This is a genomic window from Mycobacterium sp. 29Ha (assembly GCF_032883055.1).
GTDB lineage: Bacteria > Actinomycetota > Actinomycetes > Mycobacteriales > Mycobacteriaceae > Mycobacterium > Mycobacterium gallinarum.
Genome location: NZ_JAMQTI010000005.1, coordinates 79161 through 103586 on the forward strand (window position 1 = coordinate 79161; position 24426 = coordinate 103586).

The 24426-nt window shown below is 66.5% G+C and carries 22 protein-coding genes and 1 tRNA gene; 15 read left to right on the forward strand and 8 right to left on the reverse strand.

Annotated features, from left to right (window positions below; all coding sequences use genetic code 11):
• Positions 1-69 precede the first annotated feature (69 nt).
• A tRNA-Gln gene (locus M1248_RS08180) sits at positions 70-141 on the reverse strand.
• A gap of 104 nt (positions 142-245) precedes the next feature.
• Here M1248_RS08180 and M1248_RS08185 point away from each other — a divergent pair.
• The 9 genes from M1248_RS08185 to M1248_RS08225 all read left to right on the forward strand — a co-directional run bounded on the left by M1248_RS08185 (position 246) and on the right by M1248_RS08225 (position 10852).
• Positions 246-851 carry a TetR/AcrR family transcriptional regulator gene (locus M1248_RS08185; RefSeq protein WP_317148153.1) on the forward strand — a complete coding sequence of 202 codons (606 nt, stop codon included), beginning with the start codon at positions 246-248 and terminating at the stop codon, positions 849-851.
• Between the two features lie 75 nt (positions 852-926).
• On the forward strand, positions 927-4562 hold the full coding sequence (gene mfd / locus M1248_RS08190; protein WP_317148037.1) for a transcription-repair coupling factor: 3636 nt from the start codon (positions 927-929) through the stop codon (positions 4560-4562).
• A gap of 242 nt (positions 4563-4804) precedes the next feature.
• On the forward strand, positions 4805-5254 hold the full coding sequence (locus M1248_RS08195; protein WP_317148038.1) for a hypothetical protein: 450 nt from the start codon (positions 4805-4807) through the stop codon (positions 5252-5254).
• A gap of 170 nt (positions 5255-5424) precedes the next feature.
• Positions 5425-6486, forward strand: a complete 1062-nt coding sequence (locus tag M1248_RS08200; protein ID WP_317148039.1) for a nucleoside triphosphate pyrophosphohydrolase — start codon at positions 5425-5427, stop codon at positions 6484-6486.
• Between the two features lie 105 nt (positions 6487-6591).
• Positions 6592-7335, forward strand: a complete 744-nt coding sequence (locus tag M1248_RS08205; protein WP_317148040.1) for a lytic transglycosylase domain-containing protein — start codon at positions 6592-6594, stop codon at positions 7333-7335.
• Between the two features lie 73 nt (positions 7336-7408).
• Positions 7409-8731: a phosphopyruvate hydratase gene (eno, locus tag M1248_RS08210; protein ID WP_163730543.1), complete on the forward strand. Its 1323-nt coding sequence runs from the start codon at positions 7409-7411 to the stop codon at positions 8729-8731.
• A 3-nt stretch (positions 8732-8734) separates the two neighbouring features.
• Positions 8735-9418 carry an FtsB family cell division protein gene (locus tag M1248_RS08215; protein WP_317148041.1) on the forward strand — a complete coding sequence of 228 codons (684 nt, stop codon included), beginning with the start codon at positions 8735-8737 and terminating at the stop codon, positions 9416-9418.
• Entirely contained in the window at positions 9411-9905 is a 495-nt protein-coding gene (locus tag M1248_RS08220; RefSeq protein WP_317148042.1) for a DUF501 domain-containing protein, read from the forward strand. Before M1248_RS08215 ends, M1248_RS08220 begins: the two co-directional genes overlap by 8 nt.
• On the forward strand, positions 9902-10852 hold the full coding sequence (locus M1248_RS08225; RefSeq protein WP_317148043.1) for a Ppx/GppA phosphatase family protein: 951 nt from the start codon (positions 9902-9904) through the stop codon (positions 10850-10852). The genes M1248_RS08220 and M1248_RS08225 overlap by 4 nt, the downstream gene beginning before the upstream one ends.
• Here the strand turns inward: M1248_RS08225 and M1248_RS08230 are convergent.
• The 3 genes from M1248_RS08230 to M1248_RS08240 form a co-directional block, all read right to left on the reverse strand.
• Complete coding sequence (locus M1248_RS08230; protein WP_317148044.1) at positions 10847-11131, reverse strand: hypothetical protein; 285 nt, start codon at positions 11129-11131, stop codon at positions 10847-10849. The genes M1248_RS08225 and M1248_RS08230 overlap by 6 nt on opposite strands.
• 71 nt (positions 11132-11202) lie before the next feature.
• Positions 11203-11994 (reverse strand): enoyl-CoA hydratase-related protein, encoded by a 792-nt coding sequence (locus tag M1248_RS08235; protein WP_317148045.1) that lies wholly within the window; start codon positions 11992-11994, stop codon positions 11203-11205.
• The gene (locus M1248_RS08240; RefSeq protein ID WP_317148046.1) at positions 11991-13154 is read right to left on the reverse strand and encodes an aromatic ring-hydroxylating oxygenase subunit alpha; all 1164 of its coding nucleotides are present in this window, start codon (positions 13152-13154) and stop codon (positions 11991-11993) included. The genes M1248_RS08235 and M1248_RS08240 overlap by 4 nt, the downstream gene beginning before the upstream one ends.
• 109 nt (positions 13155-13263) lie before the next feature.
• On the opposite strand from M1248_RS08240, the gene gnd reads away from it, so the two are divergent.
• The 3 genes from gnd to M1248_RS08255 are packed head-to-tail and all read left to right on the forward strand — an operon-like array spanning position 13264 to position 16469.
• On the forward strand, positions 13264-14277 hold the full coding sequence (gene gnd, locus M1248_RS08245; protein WP_317148154.1) for a phosphogluconate dehydrogenase (NAD(+)-dependent, decarboxylating): 1014 nt from the start codon (positions 13264-13266) through the stop codon (positions 14275-14277).
• Between the two features lie 5 nt (positions 14278-14282).
• Positions 14283-15674, forward strand: coding sequence for a glucose-6-phosphate dehydrogenase (gene zwf / locus M1248_RS08250; protein ID WP_317148047.1), 1392 nt, complete (start codon positions 14283-14285; stop codon positions 15672-15674).
• The gene (locus M1248_RS08255) at positions 15675-16469 is read left to right on the forward strand and encodes a PaaX family transcriptional regulator C-terminal domain-containing protein (RefSeq protein WP_317148048.1); all 795 of its coding nucleotides are present in this window, start codon (positions 15675-15677) and stop codon (positions 16467-16469) included.
• Positions 16470-16512: 43 nt separating this feature from the next.
• Here M1248_RS08255 and M1248_RS08260 read toward each other — a convergent pair whose 3' ends face one another.
• Complete coding sequence (locus tag M1248_RS08260; protein ID WP_163730533.1) at positions 16513-18426, reverse strand: propionyl-CoA synthetase; 1914 nt, start codon at positions 18424-18426, stop codon at positions 16513-16515.
• On the opposite strand from M1248_RS08260, the gene M1248_RS08265 reads away from it, so the two are divergent.
• The 3 genes from M1248_RS08265 to M1248_RS08275 are packed head-to-tail and all read left to right on the forward strand — an operon-like array spanning position 18425 to position 20290.
• On the forward strand, positions 18425-19291 hold the full coding sequence (locus tag M1248_RS08265) for an alpha/beta hydrolase (protein ID WP_317148049.1): 867 nt from the start codon (positions 18425-18427) through the stop codon (positions 19289-19291). The genes M1248_RS08260 and M1248_RS08265 overlap by 2 nt on opposite strands.
• 29 nt (positions 19292-19320) lie before the next feature.
• Positions 19321-19791, forward strand: a complete 471-nt coding sequence (locus tag M1248_RS08270) for an SRPBCC family protein (protein WP_174262094.1) — start codon at positions 19321-19323, stop codon at positions 19789-19791.
• A gap of 22 nt (positions 19792-19813) precedes the next feature.
• Positions 19814-20290 (forward strand): DUF309 domain-containing protein, encoded by a 477-nt coding sequence (locus M1248_RS08275; protein WP_163737673.1) that lies wholly within the window; start codon positions 19814-19816, stop codon positions 20288-20290.
• Here the strand turns inward: M1248_RS08275 and M1248_RS08280 are convergent, their stop codons facing one another.
• From M1248_RS08280 to M1248_RS08290, 3 genes are read right to left on the reverse strand one after another with little or no spacing between them, the layout of a single operon-like run.
• The gene (locus M1248_RS08280) at positions 20291-20980 is read right to left on the reverse strand and encodes a response regulator (RefSeq protein WP_163730530.1); all 690 of its coding nucleotides are present in this window, start codon (positions 20978-20980) and stop codon (positions 20291-20293) included. It abuts the gene before it with no gap.
• Positions 20977-23514 (reverse strand): sensor histidine kinase KdpD, encoded by a 2538-nt coding sequence (locus tag M1248_RS08285; RefSeq protein WP_317148050.1) that lies wholly within the window; start codon positions 23512-23514, stop codon positions 20977-20979. The genes M1248_RS08280 and M1248_RS08285 overlap by 4 nt, the downstream gene beginning before the upstream one ends.
• Positions 23515-23522: 8 nt before the next feature.
• Complete coding sequence (locus M1248_RS08290; protein WP_317148051.1) at positions 23523-24425, reverse strand: potassium-transporting ATPase subunit C; 903 nt, start codon at positions 24423-24425, stop codon at positions 23523-23525.
• Position 24426: the final 1 nt, after the last annotated feature.

Below are 24426 nucleotides of genomic sequence, written 5' to 3' on the forward strand. Positions count from 1 at the left end.
CGAACGTGCGTGTCTGCGGGCGACACGCCGTCTTCCTTGGCCAGTTTGCGCACTTTCGCCGCGCAAGTGCTCCGTCGCCAGGACTCGAACCTGAACTATCTGAACCAAAATCAGAGGTGCTGCCGATTACACCACGACGGATCGATCAACCCGTGATGTTAGTCGAAGGGCATACCCTGAAAGCCGTGGCAGTGCCCGCTAAGCCCGACGGCCCCGATAGCAACATGCGCACGCCCCGCGCCAGGATGACCGGTGCGGAGCGGCGGCATCAGCTCATCGACATCGCGAGGTCATTGTTCGCCGAGCGCGGCTACGAGGGCACCTCGATCGAAGAGATCGCGCAGCGCGCCAACGTCTCCAAACCGGTCGTCTACGAGCACTTCGGCGGCAAGGAAGGGCTGTACGCAGTGGTGGTCGACCGCGAGATGTCCGCGCTGCTGGACCGCATCACGTCATCTCTGACGAAGATGACCAACAACCGGTCCCGGCTGCGCATCGAGCGGGTGGCGCTGGCACTGCTGACCTACGTGGACGAGCGCACCGACGGGTTCCGCATCCTCATACGCGACTCCCCGGCCTCGATCTCGTCGGGCAGCACCTACTCGACGCTGCTCAACGAGGCCGTCAACCAGGTGTCCTCGATCCTGGCGGGCGACTTCTCCCGCCGCGGGCTGGACGCCGAGATGGCGCCGTTGTACGCGCAGGCCCTGGTCGGCTCCGTCTCGATGACGGCGCAGTGGTGGCTGGATGTGCGCGAGCCCAAGAAAGAGGTCGTGGCCGCGCACCTGGTCAACCTCTGCTGGAACGGGTTGATGCATCTCGAGAACGACCCGCCACTGCTCGACGAATAGGGCGGTTTCGGTGTACTGAGTCGCGGTGAGCGCGACCAGCGACACCGAAATCGCTGTGCCTACGATGGAGGCATCATGACCGCATCGGGGATCAACCATGTCCAGACCCCGATCGCCGGAGTTGTCGACCTGGCACTACGGGATCCTTCGCTTCAGAAGATCGCCGACCGCGCCGCCGACAAACCCGCCGATCTCGCCATGGTCGGACCCGCCAGCGCGCGGGCGTATGTCGCGAGCGCACTCGCCTCGGCGGGCCCGCTGCTCGTCGTCACCGCGACCGGGCGCGAAGCCGACGACCTGACCGCCGAACTGCGCGGCGTATTCGGCGACGCCGTCGCCCTGTTCCCGTCCTGGGAAACGCTGCCGCACGAGCGGCTGTCTCCGGGCGTCGACACCGTCGGTGCACGCCTGATGCTGCTGCGCCGGCTTTCGCACCCGGACGACGAACGCCTCGGCCCGCCGCTGCAGGTCGTCGTCACGACCACCCGGTCGCTGTTGCAGCCGATGGCCCCCGACGTGGCCGAGATCGAGCCGGTGACACTGACCGTCGGCTCGGAGGCGACATTCGATCAAGTGATCGCCCGGCTGGTTGATCTGGCCTACACCCGCGTCGACATGGTCGGCAAACGCGGCGAGTTCGCGGTGCGCGGCGGCATCCTCGACGTGTTCCCGCCGACCGCCGAGCACCCGGTGCGCATCGAGTTCTGGGGTGACGAGGTCTCCGAGATGCGGATGTTCTCCGTCGCCGATCAGCGCTCCATCCCCGAGATCGATGTTGACGTGCTCATCGCCGTGCCCTGCCGCGAGGTGCTGCTGACCGACGACGTCCGCATCCGGGCCTTCGAGCTGGCCGCCGAGCACCCGGTGATCGACAACACCGTGACCGGCAGCGTGCCCGACATGCTCGCCAAGCTGTCCGAGGGCATCCCCGTCGACGGGATGGAGGCGCTGCTGCCGCTGTTGCGCCCCACCGACTTGGCGACGCTGACCGCGCATCTGCCGGCGGGCACCCCGGTGCTGATCTGCGACCCGGAGAAGGTCCGCACCCGCGCGGCCGACTTGATCAAGACGGGCCGCGAGTTCCTGGAGGCCTCGTGGTCGACGGCGGCGGTCGGCGGTGATGCACCGATCGACCTCGAGGCGATGGGGGCGTCGGGCTTCATCGAGTTGGATGACGCGCGCTCGGCGGCCCGCGACGGCGGCCACCCGTGGTGGACGCTGAGCCAGCTGTCCGACGAGTCGGCACTCGAGATCGACATCCGTCCGGCGCCGTCGGCGCGAGGACAGCAGAGCAATGTCACAGAGATCTTTGCGATGCTGCGCGCCCACGTCCTCACCGGCGGGCATGCCGCCGTCGTCGCGCCCGGCACCGGCACCGCGCACCGCATTGTCGAACAATTGCGCGAATCCGACACGGCGGCAGTCTGTTTGGAGCCGGGCGAGGATCTGAAGGACGGGATCGTCAATGTGCTCAAGGGGCCGCTGCACGACGGTGTCGTGATCCCGGGCGCCAATCTGGTGGTGATCACCGAGACCGATCTGACGGGCAACCGGGTCGCTGCCACCGAGGGCAAGCGGTTGGCCGCCAAGCGGCGCAATGTCGTCGATCCGCTGGCGCTGACCGCGGGCGATCTGGTGGTGCACGACCAGCACGGCATCGGCCGGTTCGTCGAGATGACCGAGCGGGTGGTCGGCGGCGCCCGGCGCGAGTATCTGGTGCTCGAATATGCGTCGTCGAAACGGGGCGGCGGCTCGGACCGGTTGTACGTGCCGATGGACTCGCTGGATCAGCTGTCGCGCTACGTCGGCGGTGAGTCGCCGACCTTGAGCAAGCTCGGCGGCAGCGACTGGACGAACACGAAGACGAAGGCCCGACGCGCGGTGCGCGAGATCGCCGCCGAGCTGGTATCGCTGTACGCCAAGCGGCAGGCCTCGGCCGGTCACGCGTTCGCCCCCGACACCCCGTGGCAGGCCGAGATGGAGGACGCGTTCGGGTTCACCGAGACCGTCGACCAGCTCACCGCCATCACCGAGGTCAAGGGCGACATGGAGAAGCCCGTCCCGATGGACCGGGTGATCTGTGGTGACGTCGGCTACGGCAAGACCGAGATCGCGGTGCGGGCGGCGTTCAAGGCGGTCCAGGACGGCAAGCAGGTCGCGGTGCTGGTGCCGACGACGCTGCTGGCCGACCAGCATCTGCAGACGTTCACCCAGCGCATGGCCGGTTTCCCGGTCACCGTGAAGGGCCTGTCCCGGTTCACCGATCCCGCCGAATCGCGGGCGGTGCTCGAGGGCATGAAGGACGGCTCGGTCGACATCGTGATCGGCACCCACCGGCTGTTACAGACGGGCGTGATGTGGAAGGACCTCGGCCTGGTCGTGGTCGACGAGGAGCAGCGGTTCGGCGTCGAGCACAAGGAGCACATCAAGTCGATGCGCACCCACGTCGACGTGCTGACCATGAGCGCCACCCCGATTCCGCGCACACTGGAGATGAGCCTTGCCGGCATCAGGGAGATGTCGACGATCCTCACCCCGCCCGAGGAGCGCTATCCGGTGCTGACGTACGTCGGCCCGCAGGACGACAAGCAGGTCGCTGCGGCGCTACGGCGCGAGATGCTGCGCGACGGGCAGGCTTTTTACATCCACAACCGGGTGCGCTCGATCGACCAGGCCGCGGCGAAGGTGCGCGCGTTGGTCCCCGAGGCCCGCGTCGCCGTCGCGCACGGCCAGATGCCCGAGGAGCAGCTGGAGAGGACCGTTGAGGGCTTCTGGAACCGCGAGTTCGACATCCTCGTGTGCACCACGATCGTCGAGACGGGCCTGGACATCTCCAACGCCAACACGCTGATCGTCGAGCGGGCCGACACATTCGGCCTGTCGCAATTGCACCAGCTGCGAGGACGGGTGGGCCGCAGCCGTGAACGCGGTTATGCGTATTTCCTTTATCCGCCCGAGGTTCCGCTCACCGAGACCGCATATGACAGGCTGGCGACGATCGCGCAGAACAACGAACTCGGCGCCGGAATGGCGGTGGCGCTGAAGGACCTCGAAATCCGCGGTGCCGGAAACGTTCTCGGTGCTGAGCAGTCCGGTCACGTCGCTGGCGTCGGTTTCGACCTATACGTGCGGCTGGTCGGCGAGGCCGTCGAGGCCTACCGCGCCGCAGCGGATGGGAAAACGGTTCTGGCGCCGGAGGAACCGAAGGATGTGCGGATCGATCTGCCGGTCGACGCCCATCTGCCGCCGGACTACATCGGCAGCGACCGATTGCGGTTGGAGGCCTACCGCAGGCTGGCGGCGGCGGCCGATGAGGACGCAGTGAGCTCCGTCATTGAAGAGCTCGTCGACCGGTACGGCCCGCTGCCCGAACCCGCGCGTCGCTTGATCGCGGTGGCCCGGCTGCGACTGCTGTGCCGGCATTACGGGGTCACCGAAATGAGCACGGTGTCGGAAGCCACGCTCAAGCTGTCGCCGTTGCAGTTGGTGGATTCTCAGCAGCTGCGGCTCAAGCGGCTCTACCCGAGTGCGGCGTACCGCGCGACGACGTCGACGGTGCAGGTACCCATACCCCGTGCGGGTGGCGGTGTCGCCGCGCCGCGGATCCGTGACCTCGAACTGGTACAGATGGTCGCCGACCTGCTCCTGGCCCTGGACGGGAAGCCACAGGGCAGCGTCGACGTGATTTCTGGCTCGATTTCGACGGTCTAAACCCCTGGTCGCCGCGGCGTTTCGTTGCTGCACAGCGACTTTGGATCGGCAGGCACTGTTAACGCACGGGAAGGCCGATCCGACATACATGTCGGGGGGTCAAGGTGTTGCATTGTCGTCTATACCGAGGGCGGCGAGATCGCTAGACAGAGGCGGTCGCGCAATTTCCTAAACCGACACATCACGCGATTACCACCGAGCTGGTTGGTGCGGTCGCGCGATAGCAAGGCGAAGGAGTCGATATGAACTTCAAGAAGATGGCAATAACCACCACGATGACCGGTGCACTCGGACTCGGCGCGCTCGGCCTGGGCGCAGGGCTCGCGCACGCCGTGCCGCAGCCGCCGATTCCCGTCCCGGGTATTCCGCACGTTCCCGATGTGAACGTGCCTGCGGTCAACGTTCCTGATGTGAATGTGCCGGCCGTGAACGTTCCCGATGTGAACCTGCCTGCGGTCAACGTTCCCGATGTGAATCTGCCGAGTGTGCAGTTCCCTGAGGTGGATTACTACTTCAGGCTGCCGGTCGGTCACATTCCGCCGGGACAGCTGAAGAATGCGGCGTTCATCAACGGCGTTCCGAATCCGTTCTTCAACATTCCGCCCGGCCAGCTGAAGAAGATGCCGACGGTGAACGGGATCGTCAACCCGTTCTTCGACAAGGCGCCGGGTCACTGGGTGATCCCGGCCTGATCGACACGGAGTCCTAAGGCACGAAATGTGACACGATGGCCGCTCCGCCTCCGGGCGGGGCGGCCATCGCCGCAGCCGAGCGCCATCGAGTCTCACCAGACCGTCGAGTCTGTCAATGTTGGTATAACCGAGATCAGCGGTCTCACAGAACGCATGAGGGGGTCGAGCCGATGACCGTCGTTTTGGTCGATCCGCGCCGCCCTTCATTGGTGCCTGTCGAGGCGATCGATCTGCTTGCCGGAGACGTGCAGTACACCGAGGAGATGCCGGTGCGGGTGCCGTGGTCGCTGCCCGCGGCCAGGCCCGCGTACGCCGGCGAAGATGCGCCAGTTCTGCTGTCGTCAGATCGGGAGCACCCCGCGGTCAAGGCGCGACTGGCTGCCGGCGACCGACTCATCGAGGCGCCCAGCGCCTCGCCAGGTGAGCGGCTGGTGGATGCCGTGGCAATGATGGACAAACTGCGCACCTCGGGCCCCTGGGAATCGCAGCAGACCCACGATTCGCTGCGTCGCTACCTACTCGAGGAGACCTACGAGGTCTTCGACGCGGTGCGCAGCGGCAACGCAGACGAGTTGCGCGACGAACTCGGAGATGTGTTGTTGCAGGTGCTTTTTCACGCCCGCATCGCCGAGGACGCACCCGAGCGCCCGTTCTCGATCGACGACGTGGCGGACTCCCTTATCCGCAAGCTCGTCAACCGCGTGCCCGCGGTGCTCGCTGGCGAGGAGATCTCGCTGGAGGATCAGCTCGCGCAGTGGGAAGAACGCAAATCCCTGGAGCGGTCGAAAAAGGGCGTCCGCTCCGCGATGGACAACGTGCCGACCGGGCAACCCGCACTGGCCTTGGCGCAGAAGGTGCTCGAGCGGGCGATCGCGGCCGGGGTGCCCGCCGACCTGATTCCGCAATCCGTGACATCGGTCAGCGTGGCCCCACACGTCGACACCGAGAGCGCATTGCGTGCGTCGGTGTTGGAGTTCATGGACACTGTCCGCACGACCGAACTCGCGGTCGCCGCGGACCGGCGCGGGGCGGACGTGCCCGAGGAACTCGACGTCGCGTCGCTCGGCGACGTCACCGAGCGGGAGTGGCGAGCACACTGGCCCGCCGCAGACCCTGAGCCTGAACCGGCTGAAGTGCCCGTGCCGGTGCCCGCCGGCGCCTCGGACGACGACGGCGGTGGCGAGAATGACGGTGAACTGGAAGATCAAGAGGTGGTCGTCGAATCGCGATGATCCCGGTTAACTGGGATTCGGCGTAAGAGGCGTCGGCCGCGCCTTCCCACCATGCCCTGAGCGCGTGGGACGATGGCATGACCGAGGTTGGTTTGAGGGAGTTTGGTGTCGCGCGTGCGTTGGCTGCGAGCGGTCGCGGTATTAGGAGCGACAGCGCTGATAATGGCTTCGAGCTGTTCATGGCAGGTGGGCACCCCGATTCCGGAGGGGGTGCCACCGCCAGCGGGCGACGCTGTGCCCAAAATCGATACCCACGCCGACGGGCGTCCCGCCGATCAGCTGCGGCAATGGGCTGCCGAACGTGCCCCTGCGCTGGGGATGCCCATTGCGGCTCTGGAGGCCTACGCCTATGCGGCCCGGGTTGCCGAGGTGGAGAACCCCGACTGCCACCTGGAGTGGACGACGCTGGCGGGTATCGGCGAGGTGGAGAGCCACCACGGCACATTCCGCGGCGCGACGATCGCCCAGAACGGTGACGTCACCCCGCCGATCCGTGGTGTCCGCCTGGACGGCACCAACGGAAACCTCGAGATCTTCGACAGCGAGGGCGTCAGCCACGATAAGGAACAGGACCTGGAGTCGGTCCACGCCCGCGCGATGGGCCCGATGCAGTTCATCCCCGACACCTGGAAGCTCTACGGCGTCGACGCCAACAACGACGGGGTCATCAGCCCGGACAACTTCGACGACGCCGCGCTGTCGGCGGCCGGTTACCTGTGCTGGCGGGGCAAGGACCTGGCCACACCCCGGGGCTGGATGGACGCCCTGCGGGCCTACAACCATTCCGACCAGTACGCCCGCACTGTGCGCGACTGGGCGACGGCCTACGCCAACGGACACCCCCTCTAAACACGCCGGTTCTCGGCGCAACCTCTAGGCTCATCCACGTCAGGAACCCATTCCCAAGACCACGGAGGCGCAAGTGCCCATCATCGAGCAGGTCGGAGCCCGCGAGATCCTCGACTCCCGCGGCAACCCGACGGTCGAGGTCGAGGTGGCCCTGCTGGACGGCACCTTCGCGAGGGCGGCGGTGCCGTCGGGTGCCTCCACCGGTGAACACGAGGCGGTCGAGCTGCGCGACGGCGGCTCCCGCTACGGCGGCAAGGGCGTCGAAAAGGCGGTCGAGGCGGTGCTGGACGAGATCGCTCCCGCCGTCATCGGGCTCAGCGCCGACGATCAGCGGCTCGTCGACCAGGCCCTGCTGGATCTCGACGGCACCCCCGACAAGTCCCGCCTCGGCGCCAACGCGATCCTCGGCGTGTCGCTGGCTGTGTCGAAGGCCGCGGCAGATAGTGCCGCTCTACCCCTCTTTCGGTACCTGGGGGGGCCGAACGCCCACATCCTGCCGGTGCCGATGATGAACATCCTCAACGGCGGCGCGCATGCCGACACCGGCGTCGACGTCCAGGAGTTCATGGTGGCCCCGATCGGCGCCGCCAGCTTCAAGGAAGCGCTGCGGTGGGGCACCGAGGTGTACCACTCGCTGAAGTCGGTGCTCAAGAAGCAGGGTCTGTCCACCGGCCTCGGCGACGAGGGCGGGTTCGCTCCCGACGTCGCGGGGACCAAGGCCGCGCTGGACCTGATCTTGACGGCCATCGAGGGCGCCGGCTACAAGGCCGGATCCGACGTGGCGCTGGCGCTCGACGTCGCCGCGACCGAATTCTTCACCGAGGGAACGGGTTACAAGTTCGAGAAGGAAACCCGGACCGACATGCAGATGATCGAGTTCTATGCCGGCCTCCTCGATTCGTATCCGCTGGTGTCGATCGAGGACCCGCTGTCGGAGGACGACTGGGACGGCTGGGTGGCCCTGACCGCCGCGATCGGTGACCGCATCCAGCTCGTCGGCGACGATCTGTTCGTCACCAACCCCGAGCGTCTGGAGGACGGCATCGAACGAGGTGCGGCCAACGCACTTTTGGTGAAGGTCAACCAGATCGGCACGCTCACCGAGACGCTGGACGCCGTCGCGCTCGCACACAACAGCGGCTACCGCACGATGATGAGCCACCGCAGCGGCGAAACCGAGGACACCACGATCGCCGACCTTGCGGTCGCAGTTGGCAGTGGTCAGATCAAGACCGGCGCACCGGCGCGCAGCGAGCGCGTCGCCAAGTACAACCAGCTGCTTCGCATCGAGGAGACCCTCGGCGACGCCGCCCGGTACGCGGGCGATCTGGCCTTCCCGCGCTATTCGGTGGGCGATGAGCCGCTTGCGCGAAGAGCGGATACCGGAGCCAAATAGCCCGTGCCAGAAGCGAAGCGGCCCGACCCCAAGCGGCGATCCCCGACTTCTCGACCTGGGAAGTCGGGTAAGTCCGAGGCATCGCGGGGCCGTCCGCGGAGCACGTCGCCCGTACGTCGCGAGCCACGAATCACCGAGCCGCGGCCGGTGCCCGAGGCGCAAGCCGCCGAACCGAAAGACGCCGCCGACTCGATCCGCAAATCCATTGTGGTGGCCGCGGAGCAGCAGTCCGAGCAACGGTTCGGGTCCGCGGCGCGGCGTGCCGCCATCCTGGCCGCGGTGATCTGCGTGCTGACGCTGACCATCGCGGGGCCGGTGCGCACCTATTTCGGGCAGCGTACCGAGATGAAACAACTCAAGGCCACCGAGGAACAACTGCGCGCGCAGATCGCCGACCTGGAACAGCAGAAGGTCAAGCTGGCTGACCCGGTGTTCATCGCCGCGCAGGCGCGTGAACGCCTCGGATTCGTGATGCCCGGCGAGATCCCGTACCAGGTGCAGCTTCCGCCCGGCAGTGCGGTGCCGACGATGCCCGGCGTGGAACCGGCCACCGTCAACCCCGACCAGCCCTGGTACACCGCGCTATGGGGCACCATCGCCGAGAAGCCTTACGGTGTCGCGCCGGCACCGGCGCCCGTGCCTCCTGCGCCCGCACCGCCGAACAACGCGCCCCCTCCCGGTGGTTGACCCGGCGGATCTGGAGGCGGTCGCGGCGCAGCTGGGTCGAGAACCCCGCGGTGTCCTCGAGATCGTCTACCGGTGCCCCAATGGCGAGCCCGGCGTCGTCAAGACGGCGCCGAAACTGCCCGACGGCACACCCTTTCCGACGCTGTACTACCTGACCCACCCCGCGTTGACCGCCGCGGCCAGCCGGCTCGAATCGTCGGGTTTGATGCGGGAGATGACCGAGCGTCTGCAGGAGGACCCGGAACTCGCCGTCGCGTATCGCAAGGCGCACGAGTCGTACCTTGCCGAGCGGGATGCGATAGAACCTTTGGGCACAACGTTTTCCGGTGGCGGCATGCCTGATCGGGTGAAGTGCCTACACGTGGTGATCGCCCACTCGCTGGCCAAGGGGCCGGGTGTCAACCCATTCGGCGACGAGGCGTTGGCGGTGCTGGCCGTCGAGCCGGCGATGGCGGGAATTCTGGAACGGGAGACGTGGAGCGTATGACTAGGGTTGGCGCCATCGACTGCGGCACGAATTCGATTCGGCTGCTGATCGCCGACACCGACGACGGCAAGTTGGTGGATGTGCATCGCGAGATGCGGATCGTCAGGTTGGGCCAAGGGGTCGACGCCACAGGGCAATTCGCTTCTGAGGCACTGGACCGCACCAGGGCAGCGCTCACGGACTACGCCGAACTGTTGCGTACGTATGACGTGCCGACGGTGCGGATGGTCGCCACCTCCGCGACGCGCGATGCGTCGAACCGCGACGTGTTCTTCGCGATGACCGCGGAGGTTCTCGGCGCTGTGGTGCCGGGTGCTGTCGCCGAGGTGATCACCGGGACCGAGGAGGCTGAGCTGTCGTTCCGCGGTGCGGTCAACGAATTGGACACGGCCGACGGCCCTTTCGTCGTCGTCGACCTCGGCGGCGGATCCACCGAAGTGGTGCTCGGAGTGCGCGATGTCGAGGCTGGCTTCTCGGCCGACATCGGCTGCGTGCGGCTCACCGAGCGGTGCCTGCATTCCGACCCGCCGACCCCCGCGGAGGTCGCCGCGGCACGCGAGGTCGTCCGCGATGGGTTGGGGCAGGCGTTCGGCGTGGTGCCCGTCGAACGCGCGCGCACATGGGTCGGGGTGGCCGGCACCATGACGACCGTGGCGGCACTGGCGCACAAGATGGCGACCTACGATTCCGAGGCGATTCACTTGTCCCGCGTCGGTTTCGACGATTTGTTGCCCGTGTGCGACGAGCTGATCGCGATGACGCGCGCGCAGCGCACCGCGTTGGGTCCGATGCACGAGGGCAGGGTGGATGTCATCGGCGGTGGCGCGATCATCGTCGAGGAGCTGGCCAACGCACTCGGCGACCGCGCGGGAATCAACGAACTGGTGGTCAGCGAGCACGACATTCTCGACGGCATCGCGCTGTCGATCGCCGGCTTGTCGCTATGACTGGCTAGCCCAGATCGCGGCGAAGCGGTGGTCGAGGGCGGCGATCATGCGGTCCAGATCGCGGAGTTCGGTTTCGTTGGCGCGGATGTCTCGACGCAGCCGGCTGATAGCCAACGCATCCGAGCGGGTGGACATGGCATCCAGTTTCCGGGTCTGCCTGATGAGCTCGGCGGCGGTCAGCGCCCGCTGATCGGCCAGCGCACCGCGGAAGTACCTCGCCTGTAGCGAATCGGACGCCTGCTTCGCGGCGTAGTCGAAAGGCACAGTCGGAGTTGCCACATCAAAACCGTAACCGAGGTTAGGTTCGCTGACCTACTTCCCGGCCAAATAAGTGACCGAAGTCGCCGCTGTCAGCTGGATGTCGACGGCGCGAGGTCGGGATGGTCGCGGTCGTTGAACCGTCGCAACCCCTCGACGGTTTCCGCGGCGTAGATGGACCGGCCGAAGCATTCCGCTTCGATGCGCAAGCCGTCGTCCAACGGACGGCCCTGTCCGGTGCGCGCGGCCTCGAGGTCGGTGCGCAGCGCGGGTTGGGGGAGCGCCGCAATCGTCTCGGCGAGTTCGAGAGCGTGCTGCAAGCAGGTGCCGCTCGGCACCACCCGGTTGACGAGGCCGATGCGTTCGGCCTCGACGGCTTCGACGACGCGGCCGGTGATGATGAGGTCGATCGCGCGGCGGTAGCCCAGGATGCGAGTGAGGCGCTGGGTGCCGCCGTCGGCCAGCCCGATGTTCCAGCGGCGGCAGGTGACGCCGAAGGTGGCGTGCTCGTCGGCGATCGCGAGGTCCGTCCAGCACGCCCACTCCAGACCGCCGGCATAGGCGACGCCGTTGACCGCGGCGATCGTCGGCTTGTAGACGTGGGTCCAGCGTGACGGGCCGAGGACCCCGTCGTCGGGGCTCGCGTCGATCGGCAGCTCACCGGCCTGTGCGGCCTTGAGGTCGCCGCCCGCGCAGAACGCGGTGTCGCCAGCGCCGGTGAGGACGCCGACGAGGGCGTCGTCATCGGTGCGGAAGCGCTCCCACGCGTCGATGAGCTCGCGATGAGTCTGGGGGCCAATGGCATTCATCCGCTCGGGCCGGTTGATGGTGATGACGGTGACCGGTCCGCGTTGTTCGTAGAGCAGGTGCTCGTAGGTGGTCATCGAATTCTCGCCAACCGGTCGTCGAGCGTGGCGTGGAAGAGGCCGATCGCGCTTTCGTGGGTGCCGAACTCGACGAAGGTGTTGGCCCCGGCGTGCAGGCCCAGTTGTACGCCTTCCGACATGTCGTTGTCCTCGATGCCGCCTTCGTTCAGCAGGTTTCGCGCGTCCTGGGAGGTCTCGGGATCGGCTGCCGCGCGCCGTATCACGTCCGGAGTAACCATGGCGTAGATCGTGACCGTGGTGTGGTCGATGTCGATCGGGTCGATCGTGATCACCAGCACCTGGCTCGGGAACGTCGCCACCATGACATTCGGGAACAGGTGGTATACGTACGTCACGCGGTGCCCGACCTCCCACGTCGACTCGGGACGGTCACGCAGGCGTTCGATGTTCCTGTAGGGGAATGTGACTCGGGTGTTCGGCCCGAACGATTCGACGACGTTGAGGTCGTCGTACTGGATGGGGTAGAAGGTGTTCTTGTGGGTGGTGCGAATGTGGTAGCCCTCGAGGAACTGCTCGACGAGGACCTTCCAGTTCATCGCGCGCAACGCCGGCCGCACCGCGACGAGCCGCGTCGAGTGCACCAACTTATCCCGCCACGGGCTGCCGTCGGCCAACGCCGCCATCGCGGCGTCCGCCTGGGGGTGCGGTGTCCCCAGCGGGCCGATCACGATCAACCCGTCGACCTCTCGGCTCTCGACCTCGACCAGTCCGCGGGCGGACACGTTTAGGCCGGGAAAGGCATCGGCGTGGGGCACGTGCGACAGCGCGCCGTCGAGACGGTAGGTCCAGCCGTGATAGCGGCACACCAGTGCCTGCGCACAGCCCGGCCCTTCGACGAGCGCCATGCCTCGGTGCCGGCACGAGTTGCGGAACACCCGCGCGGTGCCGTCGCGGCCGCGCACCGCGAACAGCGGTACGCCGAAGCTGACCCGCTCGACGTGATCGCCGGGGTTGGGAAGCGCCGCCGACGGCAGATAGACGCTCGGGTAGGAGCGCAGCACCTCGAGTTCTTCGACGAATCGGGTTGGGTTCACATAATTTTCGACGGGTTCACGCCAGGCGTCACCTTCGTCGGTCGTGCCCGCGTCGATGTGCGCCAGGATGCGGCGGACGACGGTGACATCGTCGGCGACCGACGCCCGTGTCGGAGTGGCCATACCACGGGAGTATCACATTGATAGTGCTACGTGTCAATCAAATCGTGAGATAGCGTTAACATCGTGGGAGACCACGATTACTAGGAGAGACATGGCAACGGATTCGCCAATGCAACTGGGAATGGTCGGGCTCGGCCGGATGGGTGCCAATTTGGTACGACGGCTCATGCGCGACGGGCACCGGTGCGTGGTCTACGACATGAACGCCGATGCGGTGACCGAGTTGGCCGGCGAGGGCGCCACGGGTGCGGACTCGCTGAGCGATTTCGTACAGAAGCTCGAGACGCCGCGCGCGGTGTGGCTGATGCTGCCCGCCGCGGTGGTGGACTCCACCCTGGAACAGTTGGTGGATCTCCTGGAACCCGGCGACGCGGTGATCGACGGCGGCAACTCCTACTACCGAGACGACATCACCCGCGCCAAGAGCCTGCTGACCAAGAACATCCACTACGTCGACTGCGGAACCAGCGGCGGGGTGTGGGGTCTCGAACGTGGCTACAGCCTGATGATCGGCGGCGAGAAGGAAGTGGTGTCGCGGCTCGATCCGATCTTCAAGACCATCGCGCCGGGGGAGGGCTGTGCCGAGCCGACTCCCAGCCGCACCCGCACCGACGGCACCGCGCAAGACGGCTATCTGCATTGCGGGCCAAGCGGCGCAGGGCATTTCGTGAAGATGGTGCACAACGGGGTGGAGTACGGGATGATGGCCGCCATCGCCGAGGGGCTGAGCATCATCAAGCACGCCGATGCTGGCAAGATCGACCGCACGGTCGACGCGGAAACCACCCCACTGCGCGATCCGTGGGCCTACCAGTACTCGATCGACGTCGGTGAGGTCGCCGAAGTCTGGCGCCGCGGGTCGGTGGTCGGTTCGTGGCTGGTCGATCTCACCGCCGATGCGCTCGCGCGTTCACCCGAACTCGACGACTTCACCGGTCGGGTCTCGGATTCCGGCGAGGGGCGCTGGACGGTGCTGGCCGCGGTCGACGAGGGGGTCCCCGCCCCGGTGATCACCACGTCGCTGTTCGAACGGTTCTCCTCGCGGGACCTCGGCGAGTTCACCGACAAGCTGTTGTCGGCCATGCGCAGCGAATTCGGCGGTCACGCCGAGAAGAAGAACTAGACATCATGACGTCACCGGCGACCACCCCAGCGGACGTACTGGTGATCTTCGGCATCACCGGAGACCTCGCCAGAAAGATGACCTTCCGGTCGCTTTACCGGCTCGAACGGCGCAAGTTGTTGGACTGCCCGATCGTCGGTGTCGCGCTTGACGAATGGTCCGAGGCGACGCTGCGCGACCATGCGCGCAGTTCGATCGAGACCGCGGGCGAGACGATCGACGAGGAGGTGTTCGCCCGTTTCGCGCAACGCCTTTCGATGGTGTCGGGCGACTTCGCCGATGCGAACACCTATGAGAAGGTGGCCCGGGCGGTCGAGGGCAAGCACACACCGGTGTTTTATCTCGAGATCCCGCCGTCGTTGTTCGGGATGGTCGTCGAAGGCCTGGCGCACGCCAACCTCACCGATCGAGCGCGCGTGGTGGTGGAGAAACCGTTCGGCCATGACCTGGAATCGGCCCGTGCCCTGAACGCACAACTGCGCAGCGTGCTCGAGGAGTGGCAGATCTTCCGCATCGATCACTTCCTCGGCAAGGAACCGGCGATGGACATCATGTTTCTGCGCTTCGCCAATTCGGTGTTCGAACCGCTGTGGAATCGCGACCGCATCCAATGCGTGCAAATCACCATGGCCGAGAACTTCGGCGTGGAGGATCGGGGCAGCTTCTACGATCCGGTCGGCGCGCTGCGTGACGTGGTGCAGAACCACCTGCTTCAGCTCATCGGACTATTCGCCTCCGAACCGCCGAGTTGTGCGGGTGCCGACGGGCTTCGCGACAAGCGGGCGGAGGTTTTTCGTGCGATCCCGTCGATTGATCCGGCGCACTACATCCGCGGCCAGTACGACGGATATCGGTCCATCAAGGGGGTGCGGCCGGACTCCCAAACGGAAACATTCGCCGCGTTGAAGCTCGAGATCGACAACTGGCGATGGGCCGGGGTGCCGTTCTTCATTCGCGCCGGCAAGGCACTTCCGGTGCGGGCCACCGAGATTCGGGTGTTCTTCAAGCGTCCGCCCAAGCTCGCAGTCATGCCGGAGCGGCCCGACCCCAACCAACTGGTGCTGCGGATCGATCCGAACCCGGGTACCGACCTGATCATCCAGGCCAAAGAACCCGGTGCGAACACCACCCGATGCGTCGATCTGTCGCTGACATTCGCCAAGGAGCTCGGTGAGGCGCCCGAACCCTACGAGCGGCTGCTGTTCGATGCCATGCGCGGCGACTCCGCCCAATTCGCGCGTGAGGACGGTGTCGAGGAGACCTGGCGCATCGTCCAGCCGCTGATCGAGTCGCCCCCTGAACTGCAGACCTACGTGGTCGGATCGTGGGGTCCGCCATCGGTGTCCAAACTCGTTGCCGGATACCCCAGTTGGCGTGAGCCCTGGCTGGAGTCCTAGGTGCCGACAGCCTCTCGCGCTCGAGTCGCCGACCTGATCGGCGACCGCACCCTGAGCGCCCGGTCCGTGCTGGCGACAGCGCTCCTTGGGGCCGACGAACCGCGCCTGACGGTGGGCGAACTCGTCGGGATCGCTTCGCTGTTCGGCATCAGTGACGGCGCTACGCGCACCTGCTTGTGGCGCATGGTGTCCAACGGTGAGCTCACCGGTGACGACGGGATCTATGCGCTGGCCGGGCCGTTGCTCGAGCGTCGGCAACGGGTGGACGAGGCGGCCCGCTACGACGACACCGCGTTACCGTGGGACGGCACCTGGGAGTTGGCGGTGGTCTCGCTGGACCGCCGTTCGGCGGCTGATCGTCTCGCACTGCGCAAATCCGCGACAGGGCTGCACCTCGCCGAGTTGCGCGAAGGAGTCTGGATCCGCCCGGACAACCTGGACCCAAAGCGGTTGCCGACGCTGCGCGCCGTGCTCGACCGCCAATGTGTGCACTTTCACGGTGCTGCCACCGATATTGCGGCCGAGACCGTGAGATCCCTTTTCAGTCTTGATGATTGGACGGCCGATGCGCGAAGGCTGACGGTGGCGATGCGCGACGAGCTCGACGTCGAAGCGGTCGATGCCGACGACTTCATCTATCAGTTCGCGCTGTCCATCACCGTCGTCCGGCATCTACAACTCGACCCGCTGCTGCCCGCCGAGCTGGAGGCCGAGGACTGGCCCGGCCACGAATTGCGCAGCACGTACCGCCAGTTCGACGAGGTGTTCAAGCGGCGTCTGGCGGGCCGCCGCTAGCGAACGTGTGAATTACGCGTCTTACACGCCTGCGCAATAAGTCCTAGTCCCGCAGAACGGGTTTCAGTGCGTCGAGCACCGTCGGATCCTCGATGGTCGACGGCACCGGTTCATCTTTGCCATGAGCGATACCGCGCATGGTCTTACGCAGGATCTTGCCCGACCGGGTCTTGGGCAGCGCGGAGACGGTATCGACCTGCTTGAAGCACGCCACCGCTCCGATCTCGTCGCGCACCAACTTGACGAGTTCGTCGGCCAGGCCCTCCCCGGACGCACCCGAGGTCAGAACGACAAACCCCCGCGGCACCTGCCCCTTGATCTCGTCGGCGACGCCGATCACGGCGCATTCGGCCACGGCGGGATGCGTCGCCAGCACGGCTTCGATCGAACCCGTCGACAAGCGGTGTCCGGCAACGTTGATCACATCGTCGATGCGCCCCATCACAAACAGATAGCCATCCTCGTCGAGGTAGCCGCCGTCGCCGGTGAGGTAGTAGCCGGGGTGCTCACAGAGATAGGACGCTTCGTAGCGGTCGTCATCGCCCCACAGTGTTGGAAGGGTGCCCGGCGGCAGCGGCAATCTGATGCAGATCGCACCCTCCTCGCCGGGGTCGCAAGGGGAGCCGTCGACGTGAAGGATGCGCACGTCGTAGCCCGGCATCGGCACTGTTGGCGAGCCCGGCTTGATCGGCATGGATTCCAGGCCCATCGGGTTGGCGGCGATCGCCCACCCTGTTTCGGTCTGCCACCAGTGATCGACGACGGGCACACCTAGCTTCTCCGATGCCCACGCATACGTATCAGGATCGAGACGTTCGCCCGCCTGGAACAGATATTTCATGCCGGACAGGTCGTAGTGGTCGATGTGTGCGCCGTCGGGATCCTCTTTGCGGATGGCCCGCAGCGCGGTCGGCGCCGAAAACAGCGCCTTGACACCGTGTTCCGACGCGACCCGCCAGAACGCGCCCGGGTCGGGCGTGCCGATCGGCTTGCCCTCGTAGAGCACGGTCGTCGCACCGAGCATGAGCGGTCCGTACACGATGTAGGAGTGACCGACCACCCAGCCGACGTCGGAAGCCGCCCAGAAGACCTCCCCCGGCGCGATGTCGTAGATATTGCGCATGCTCCACAACAGGGCCACCGCGTGTCCGCCGTTGTCACGGACGATGCCCTTGGGCTTGCCGGTCGTACCGGACGTGTACAGCACATACAGCGGATCGGTGGCGGCGACCGGCACCGGATCGACGGGATCTGCGCCGGTAAGGTCCTGCCAGTCGATGTCGCGGTCAAGTGTCAGCTCGCAACGGTGACCGTCGCGCTGCACGATCACGCAGTTGCGGGGTGGGTGCTCAGACATCTCCAGTGCGGCGTCGAGCATGGGTTTGTACTCGACTGTCCGGGTCGGTTCGATGCCGCAGGATGCGGATACGACGACGGTCGGTCGCGCATCGTCGATGCGGGTGGCCAGCTCATGGGGCGCGAACCCGCCGAACACCACCGAGTGCACCGCGCCAAGGCGAGCGCACGCCAGCATCGCGATCACCGCTTCGGGGATCATCGGCATGTAGATCACCACGCGGTCGCCCTTACCCACCCCGAGTGCACGCAGCGCACCGGCGAATCGCGCCGTCTCGTCGAGGAGCTCGCCGTAGGTGTAGGTGCGCTTCGACCCTGTCACCGGGGAGTCGTAGATCAGCGCCGGCTGGTCGGCGCGGCCGCCCTCGACGTGACGGTCCAACGCATTGGCGCATGTATTCATCTCGGCATCGGGAAACCACCGGTAGAACGGCGGATTGGAGTCGTCGAGGATCTGCTGCGGCTCGCGGGTCCAGGTGACGGCTCTGGCAGCGTCCGCCCAGAAGGTCGCAGGATCAGAGATGCTGGCGTCGAAGAGTTCGCGATACCCGGCCATATCCCGCACCGTAGCGCGCGACGGGTTCTCTAGAGTCGGATTCATGACTGCCGAACCGCCGAGGATCGAAGGTGTGCGCCGGTCGTTCGTCGATGCAAACGGGGTGCGCTTTCACGTCACCGAGGCCGGCCCGGCGGACGGCCGTCCCGTCGTCTGTTTGCACGGATGGCCGCAGCACCACTACGAATGGCGCGACCTGCTGGCCGATCCGCCGCCCGGGCTGCGAATCATCGCGCCCGACCTGCCCGGATACGGCTGGTCCGGTCCGCCGCCGCATCGGTGGGCCAAGGAGGACGTCGCCACCGACGTGCTTGCCCTGCTCGACGCGCTGGGTTTGCCCCGCGTCCTGCTGGTCGCCCACGACTGGGGGGCCTATGTCGGTTACCGCATGATTTTGCGGGAACCCGAGCGCTTCGATGGATATCTCGCGATGAATATGGCCCATCCCTGGCAATCGCCGAAGACGGTGCTGCCGCACATCTGGCGATTCGATTACCAGATACCGCTGGCGACCTTCGGCATCTTCGTTCAACAACGCACGAATTACGTGGAGAAGGTGATCCTCGCCATCGGGTCCGAGATGGATCCCGAGACGAAGCAACTGTTCGCCGATCGATTCCGCGACCCGGTGTGCGCGCGGGCGGGCAGAGACACCTACCGCACGTTCCTGACCCGTGAAATACCGCGCAGTGCAAGGAATCCCGAGACCCGGCGGGCGACGGTGCCGATCCGTGTGCTGTTTGGAACGCGCGACCGTGCGGTCACCTCGTCCATGGTGTCGCCGGAGACCGCAAATGCCGACGATTACACGCTGGAGACCGTTGATGCCACCCACTTCATCGTCGACGAGCGTCCCGACCTGGTCCGCAGGAAGCTGATCGCCCTGGCGGAGGAGACCGCGGGCGTTTGAGGCCGTCGCGACCGGGTAAGCGCGTGGTCATGACCGGACCCGCCGCAGTCGACAGCTCGTTGACTGTCAAACGTGACACCACCGCCACCCGCCAGCAGGTGTGGGACGTGATCGCCGACGGCTGGACCTACTCGCAATGGGTGGTCGGCAACAGCCGGATGCGCGCTGTCGAGCCGAACTGGCCGGCGGTCGGCAGCAAGATCCACCACACCATCGGGGTATGGCCGGTGGCCATCAACGACGAAACCGAGGTCGAATCCTGCACGCCGATGGAGGAACTCGTGCTGCTGGCCCGCACCCGGCCGTTCGGAATGGCGCGGATCACGCTGCGCCTCCACGACACCTCCGACGGATGCCGCATCGAGATGGCCGAGGTGCCGGTCGGTGGCCCCCTCAACCTGATTCCGCGTCGGCTGGCGTTGGCGGCGGCCTTTCCCCGCAACCGCGAATGCACGTGGCGGTTGGCCGCTCTTGCCGAGCGCCGCACGCAACCCGACTGATCCCGAACCTGTCAGGATGGGTGTGGTGGACCGCGACCGCGACGAGTTCGGCAATGCCCGCAACAGCCGACCCCGTGACGCGCTCGGCCGTCCGTTACCGCACGGCAGCCGGGGCGTCGCGCGGATACCCGACGATCTGGATCTTTCCCCGGCCGATTCGTTGACCTACGCCCAAGAACTGCTGGATCAGGGGCTGGCGTTTCACGCCCACGAGGTGCTCGAGGCGGCATGGAAGAACGGACCCGACGACGAGCGCGGGATGTGGCAGGGGCTGGCGCAGCTCGCCGTGGGCATCACGCACATACAGCGTGGCAACACAGCCGGTGCCGCGGGTGTCTTGAGTCGGGCCGCGGACCGCCTCGACGAGGTAGTCCGCCCTGCCCTGTACGGCGTCGACGTCGATGCGCTCGCAATACACGCGCGAACCCTGATCGATGATCTTGCGCGCGGCGCCGACATCGACGTCGAGCGCCTGCGGCCACGCCTGTCAGCTGCGTAGTCATTGCTGGAAGCGGTAGCCCATCCCGGCTTCGGTCAGCAGGTGCACGGGATGCGACGGATCGTCTTCAAGCTTGCGCCGTAGCGCCGCCAGATACACACGCAGATAATGGGTTTCCTTCGCGTAGGCCGGACCCCACACCTCTTTGAGCAGTTCTTCTCGGCCGACGAGTTTGCCGCGATTGCGCACCAGCATCTCGAGCATGCCCCACTCGGTCGGGGTGAGGTGCACCTCGGTGTTGTTCTTGGTCACCTTCTTGGCGGCCAGGTCGACCGTGAACGACGACGTCTCGATCACGGGTTCGTCGACTTCCGAGGATGCCGCGGCTCGCCGCACTGCCGCTCGAAGCCGGGCCAGGAACTCGTCCATGCCAAAGGGTTTGGTGACATAGTCGTCGGCGCCTGCGTCCAGCGCCTCGACCTTGTCCGATGAGTCGGTCCTGGCTGACAGCACGATCACCGGTGCGGTCAGCCATCCGCGCAGCCCGCCGAGCACGTCGATGCCCGACATGTCGGGCAGTCCGAGGTCCAGCACGATGACGTCGGGTTTGTGATCGGCGGCCTGTTTCAGTGCCTCCGTGCCGCTGGCGGCGGTGAACACCTCGTATCCGCGCACCGACAGGTTGATTCGTAGTGCCCGCAGGATCTGCGGTTCATCGTCGATGACCAGCACCCGGGTTTTCGTCGTCATGCCGCCGCCAAGTCGATTTCGACCGTGAGCCCGCCGCCGGGGGTGTCGGTTGCCGAGATCGTGCCACCCATGGCCTCGACGAAGCCGCGGGCGACCGAAAGGCCAAGGCCGACACCGATGCTGGTGTCGTGGTCACCGAGGCGCTGGAACGGGGCGAACAGCTGCTCCTCGGCACCACGTGGGATGCCGGGGCCTTCGTCGACGACGGCGATGAGCACTCGGTTGCCGACCTGCCCTGCGGTCACCCGCACCGGGCTGTCCGGCGCGTATCGCAGCGCGTTGTCGATCAAGTTGGCCAGCACCCGCTCCAGCAGGCCGGCGTCGGCGATCGCCACCGCACCCGCTCCGCTGCTGGCGATGTCGACCTTGACCCGGTCCAGGCCACGACGCCGGAAACCCGTGTTTCCCCTGCGGATTCCAAGAATCGCCCGCTGCACGGTTTCTTCTAGATACACCGGGCCCAGTTCGGGCTTCAGCACACCGGCGGCCAGCCGCGACGAGTCCAGCAGGTTGCCGACCAGCGCGGTCAGCTGATCGATCGACTCCTCGATGGTTGCCAGCAGTTCGGCGGTGTCCTCGGCGGAGAAGTCGACGTCGTCGCTGCGCAGACTCGAAACGGCCGCCTTGGCCGCGGCCAGGGGAGTGCGCAGGTCGTGACTGACGGCGGACAACAGTGAGCGCCGCAGTTCGTCGGCCCTGGCGATGGCTTCGGCCTTGCCCGCTTCCGCACTGAGTTCGCGCTGCCGTACCAGCCCCGCCGCTTGCACCGCCACGGCGGTGAGCACCCGGCGATCGCGGGCGGCCAGCTTGCGTCCGGCCATCAACATCCAGAATTCGTCGTCGCCGACTTCGATTGCGGTGTCTGCCGAATCGACATCGACGCACGGATTGTCGCCGACACACGCGACGATTCCCGCGTTGGCGCGCAGCAAGCTCACGGCTCGTTGCGAATACGTCTCGCGGACTCGCTCCAGCAGCGCCTCGAGATCGGCGCCGCGCAGCACCGACCCCGAGAACAACGCCAGCAGTTCGGCGTCCTGGGACGCTCGGCGAGCCTCACGCGCGCGTTTGGCGGCATTGTCGACCAGTGCAGCAACAGCAACGGCGACGAACAACAGGACCACTATGGTGATCGCGTTGTCGGGTTCAGCGATCGTGAATGTGTGACGGGGTTCGATCAGGAAAAAGTTGAGCAGCACGCCGGACAGCACGGCTGACAGCGCTGCGGGGGCGACGCCGCCGAGGAGGGCTACGACGAGAACGCCGATGAAAAACAGCGCACTCTCGCCGCCCACGCCCAGAAACGGGTCGAGCAGGAAGACCAGGAGCGCGCAGACCGCGGACGGGACCACGGCAGCTGCGAGCCACGACGTGAGGTGACGCTGACGCGGTGAGATCCGTGACCACAACGACTCTTTACGTGCTTCGGGGTGGGTCACCATATGGACATCGATGGGGCCCGACTGCTGCACCACGCTCGCGCCGATGCCCTCGTCGAACATCCGGGCCCAGCGGGACCGCCTCGACGTGCCGAGGACCAGCTGTGTCGCGTTCTCGTCACGGGCGAAATCCAGCAGCGCACTCGGCACGTCGTTACCGACGACGGTATGCAGGGTCGCACCGAGGCTGGCGGCCAGCTCCCGCACGGTGCCCATCTGGGGTGCCGAGACACCCGACAGTCCGTCGCCGCGCGCGACATGCACGATCATCAGCTCGGCGCTGGACTTCGAGGCGATGCGAGATGCCCTGCGCACCAGCGTTTCCGACTCCGCACCCCCGGTGACTGCGACGACGACGCGTTCGCGGGCCTCCCAGGTCGCGGTGATCTGGTTCTCTTGCCGATACTTCTCCAGCGCGGCGTCGACCTGGTCGGCCAGCCAGAGCAGGGCGAGTTCGCGCAGCGCTGTCAGGTTGCCTCTTCGGAAATAGTTGGACAGCGCCGCGTCCACCCGTTCGGGTGCGTACACGTTGCCGTGAGCGAGCCTGCGCCGCAGGGCTTCCGGTGTGATGTCGACGAGCTCGATCTGGTCGGCTGCGCGCACGATCTCGTCGGGCACCTTCTCCTGTTGCTCGATACCGGTGATCTGGGTGACGACGTCGTTGAGGCTCTCGAGGTGCTGAACGTTGACGGTGGAGATGACGGTGATGCCGGCCTCGAGCAGCTCCTCGACGTCCTGCCACCGCTTGGCGTTCTTACTGCCCGGGGTGTTGGTGTGCGCCAGCTCGTCGACGAGGACGACCTGCGGTGCGCGCCGCAGCACCGCCTCGACGTCGAGTTCGGCGAACTGCCTGCCGCGGTAGTCGATGAGCTTCGGCGCGACGGTCTCGATGCCCTCGATCAGGTCGGCGGTCTTCTTGCGGCCATGCGTCTCCACCACCCCGGCGACCCCGTCGGTGCCGCGCTCCAGCCGTCGGTGCGCCTCACCGAGCATGGCGTACGTCTTCCCGACACCGGGCGCGGCCCCCAGATAAATGCGCAGCTCGCCACGCTTTTTCTGGGAGCCCGGCCGGTCGGTCACCACCCCATCATCCACCGGTCACGTCAGCTTTTTGCCGGATACTTCTGGTCGAGGTCCAGGTTGAGCTGCAGCACATTGACCGTCGGCTCGCCGACGAACCCCAGGAACCTGCCGTCCGTGTGCGCGGCCAGCACCTCGCGAACCTGCTCTGGACTGACACCGCGCGCCGTGGCGACCCGGCTGACCTGAAGGTCGGCGTACGGGATCGAGATGTGTGGGTCCAGGCCGCTTCCGCTTGCGGTGACCGCGTCGGCGGGCACCACGGGATCGGCCGGCGCGCTGCCGCGGATCGGCACGAGGTGGCCGATGCTGTGATCCTCGCCGGGCGTCGCACACTCGACGCGCACACCTTCGTAAGTGTCGAGGAACGGCGTCTGCGTGGTGGCACACGGCTCGTTGACGCTGACCACCCGGGTCGGCTGCACGACATTGCCCTGCGCATCGCGCGGGCCGATGACCGACAGCACGGCCCCGACCCCGCCGCCGGTGCAGAACGGCCGTGTGCCGTCCACACCTTCGGTCTTACCGACGGTGGCGCTGCGTTCGCAGACCAAGGTGAGCAGGCTCGGCTTGGCTTCGGTTGGATTGTCGGCACCGCCGACGGGTGTATCGACAATGCTTTCCGGCCCGAGGTTGCTCGCGCTGGTGGCCATCGGGTCGTAGCCGTCACCGGCCGCGGACGGTCGGCTCTGAAAGTACTGCGGTAGCGCGTTGCCGTCGGCGTCGGTGAACGATTGGCCGATGAGGCTGCTGCCCAACAGTTTTCCATCCTCCTCGATGAGCGATCCGTTGGCTTTGTCGTTCAGGCCCGGGAGCTGCGCCACGAGCCAGATGAACACCGGGTAGGCGATGCCGAGGATGACGGTGAGCACCAGCAGCGCGCGCAACGCAGCCCAGTGCTGACGAACGAGATTGGAAAGATTCATG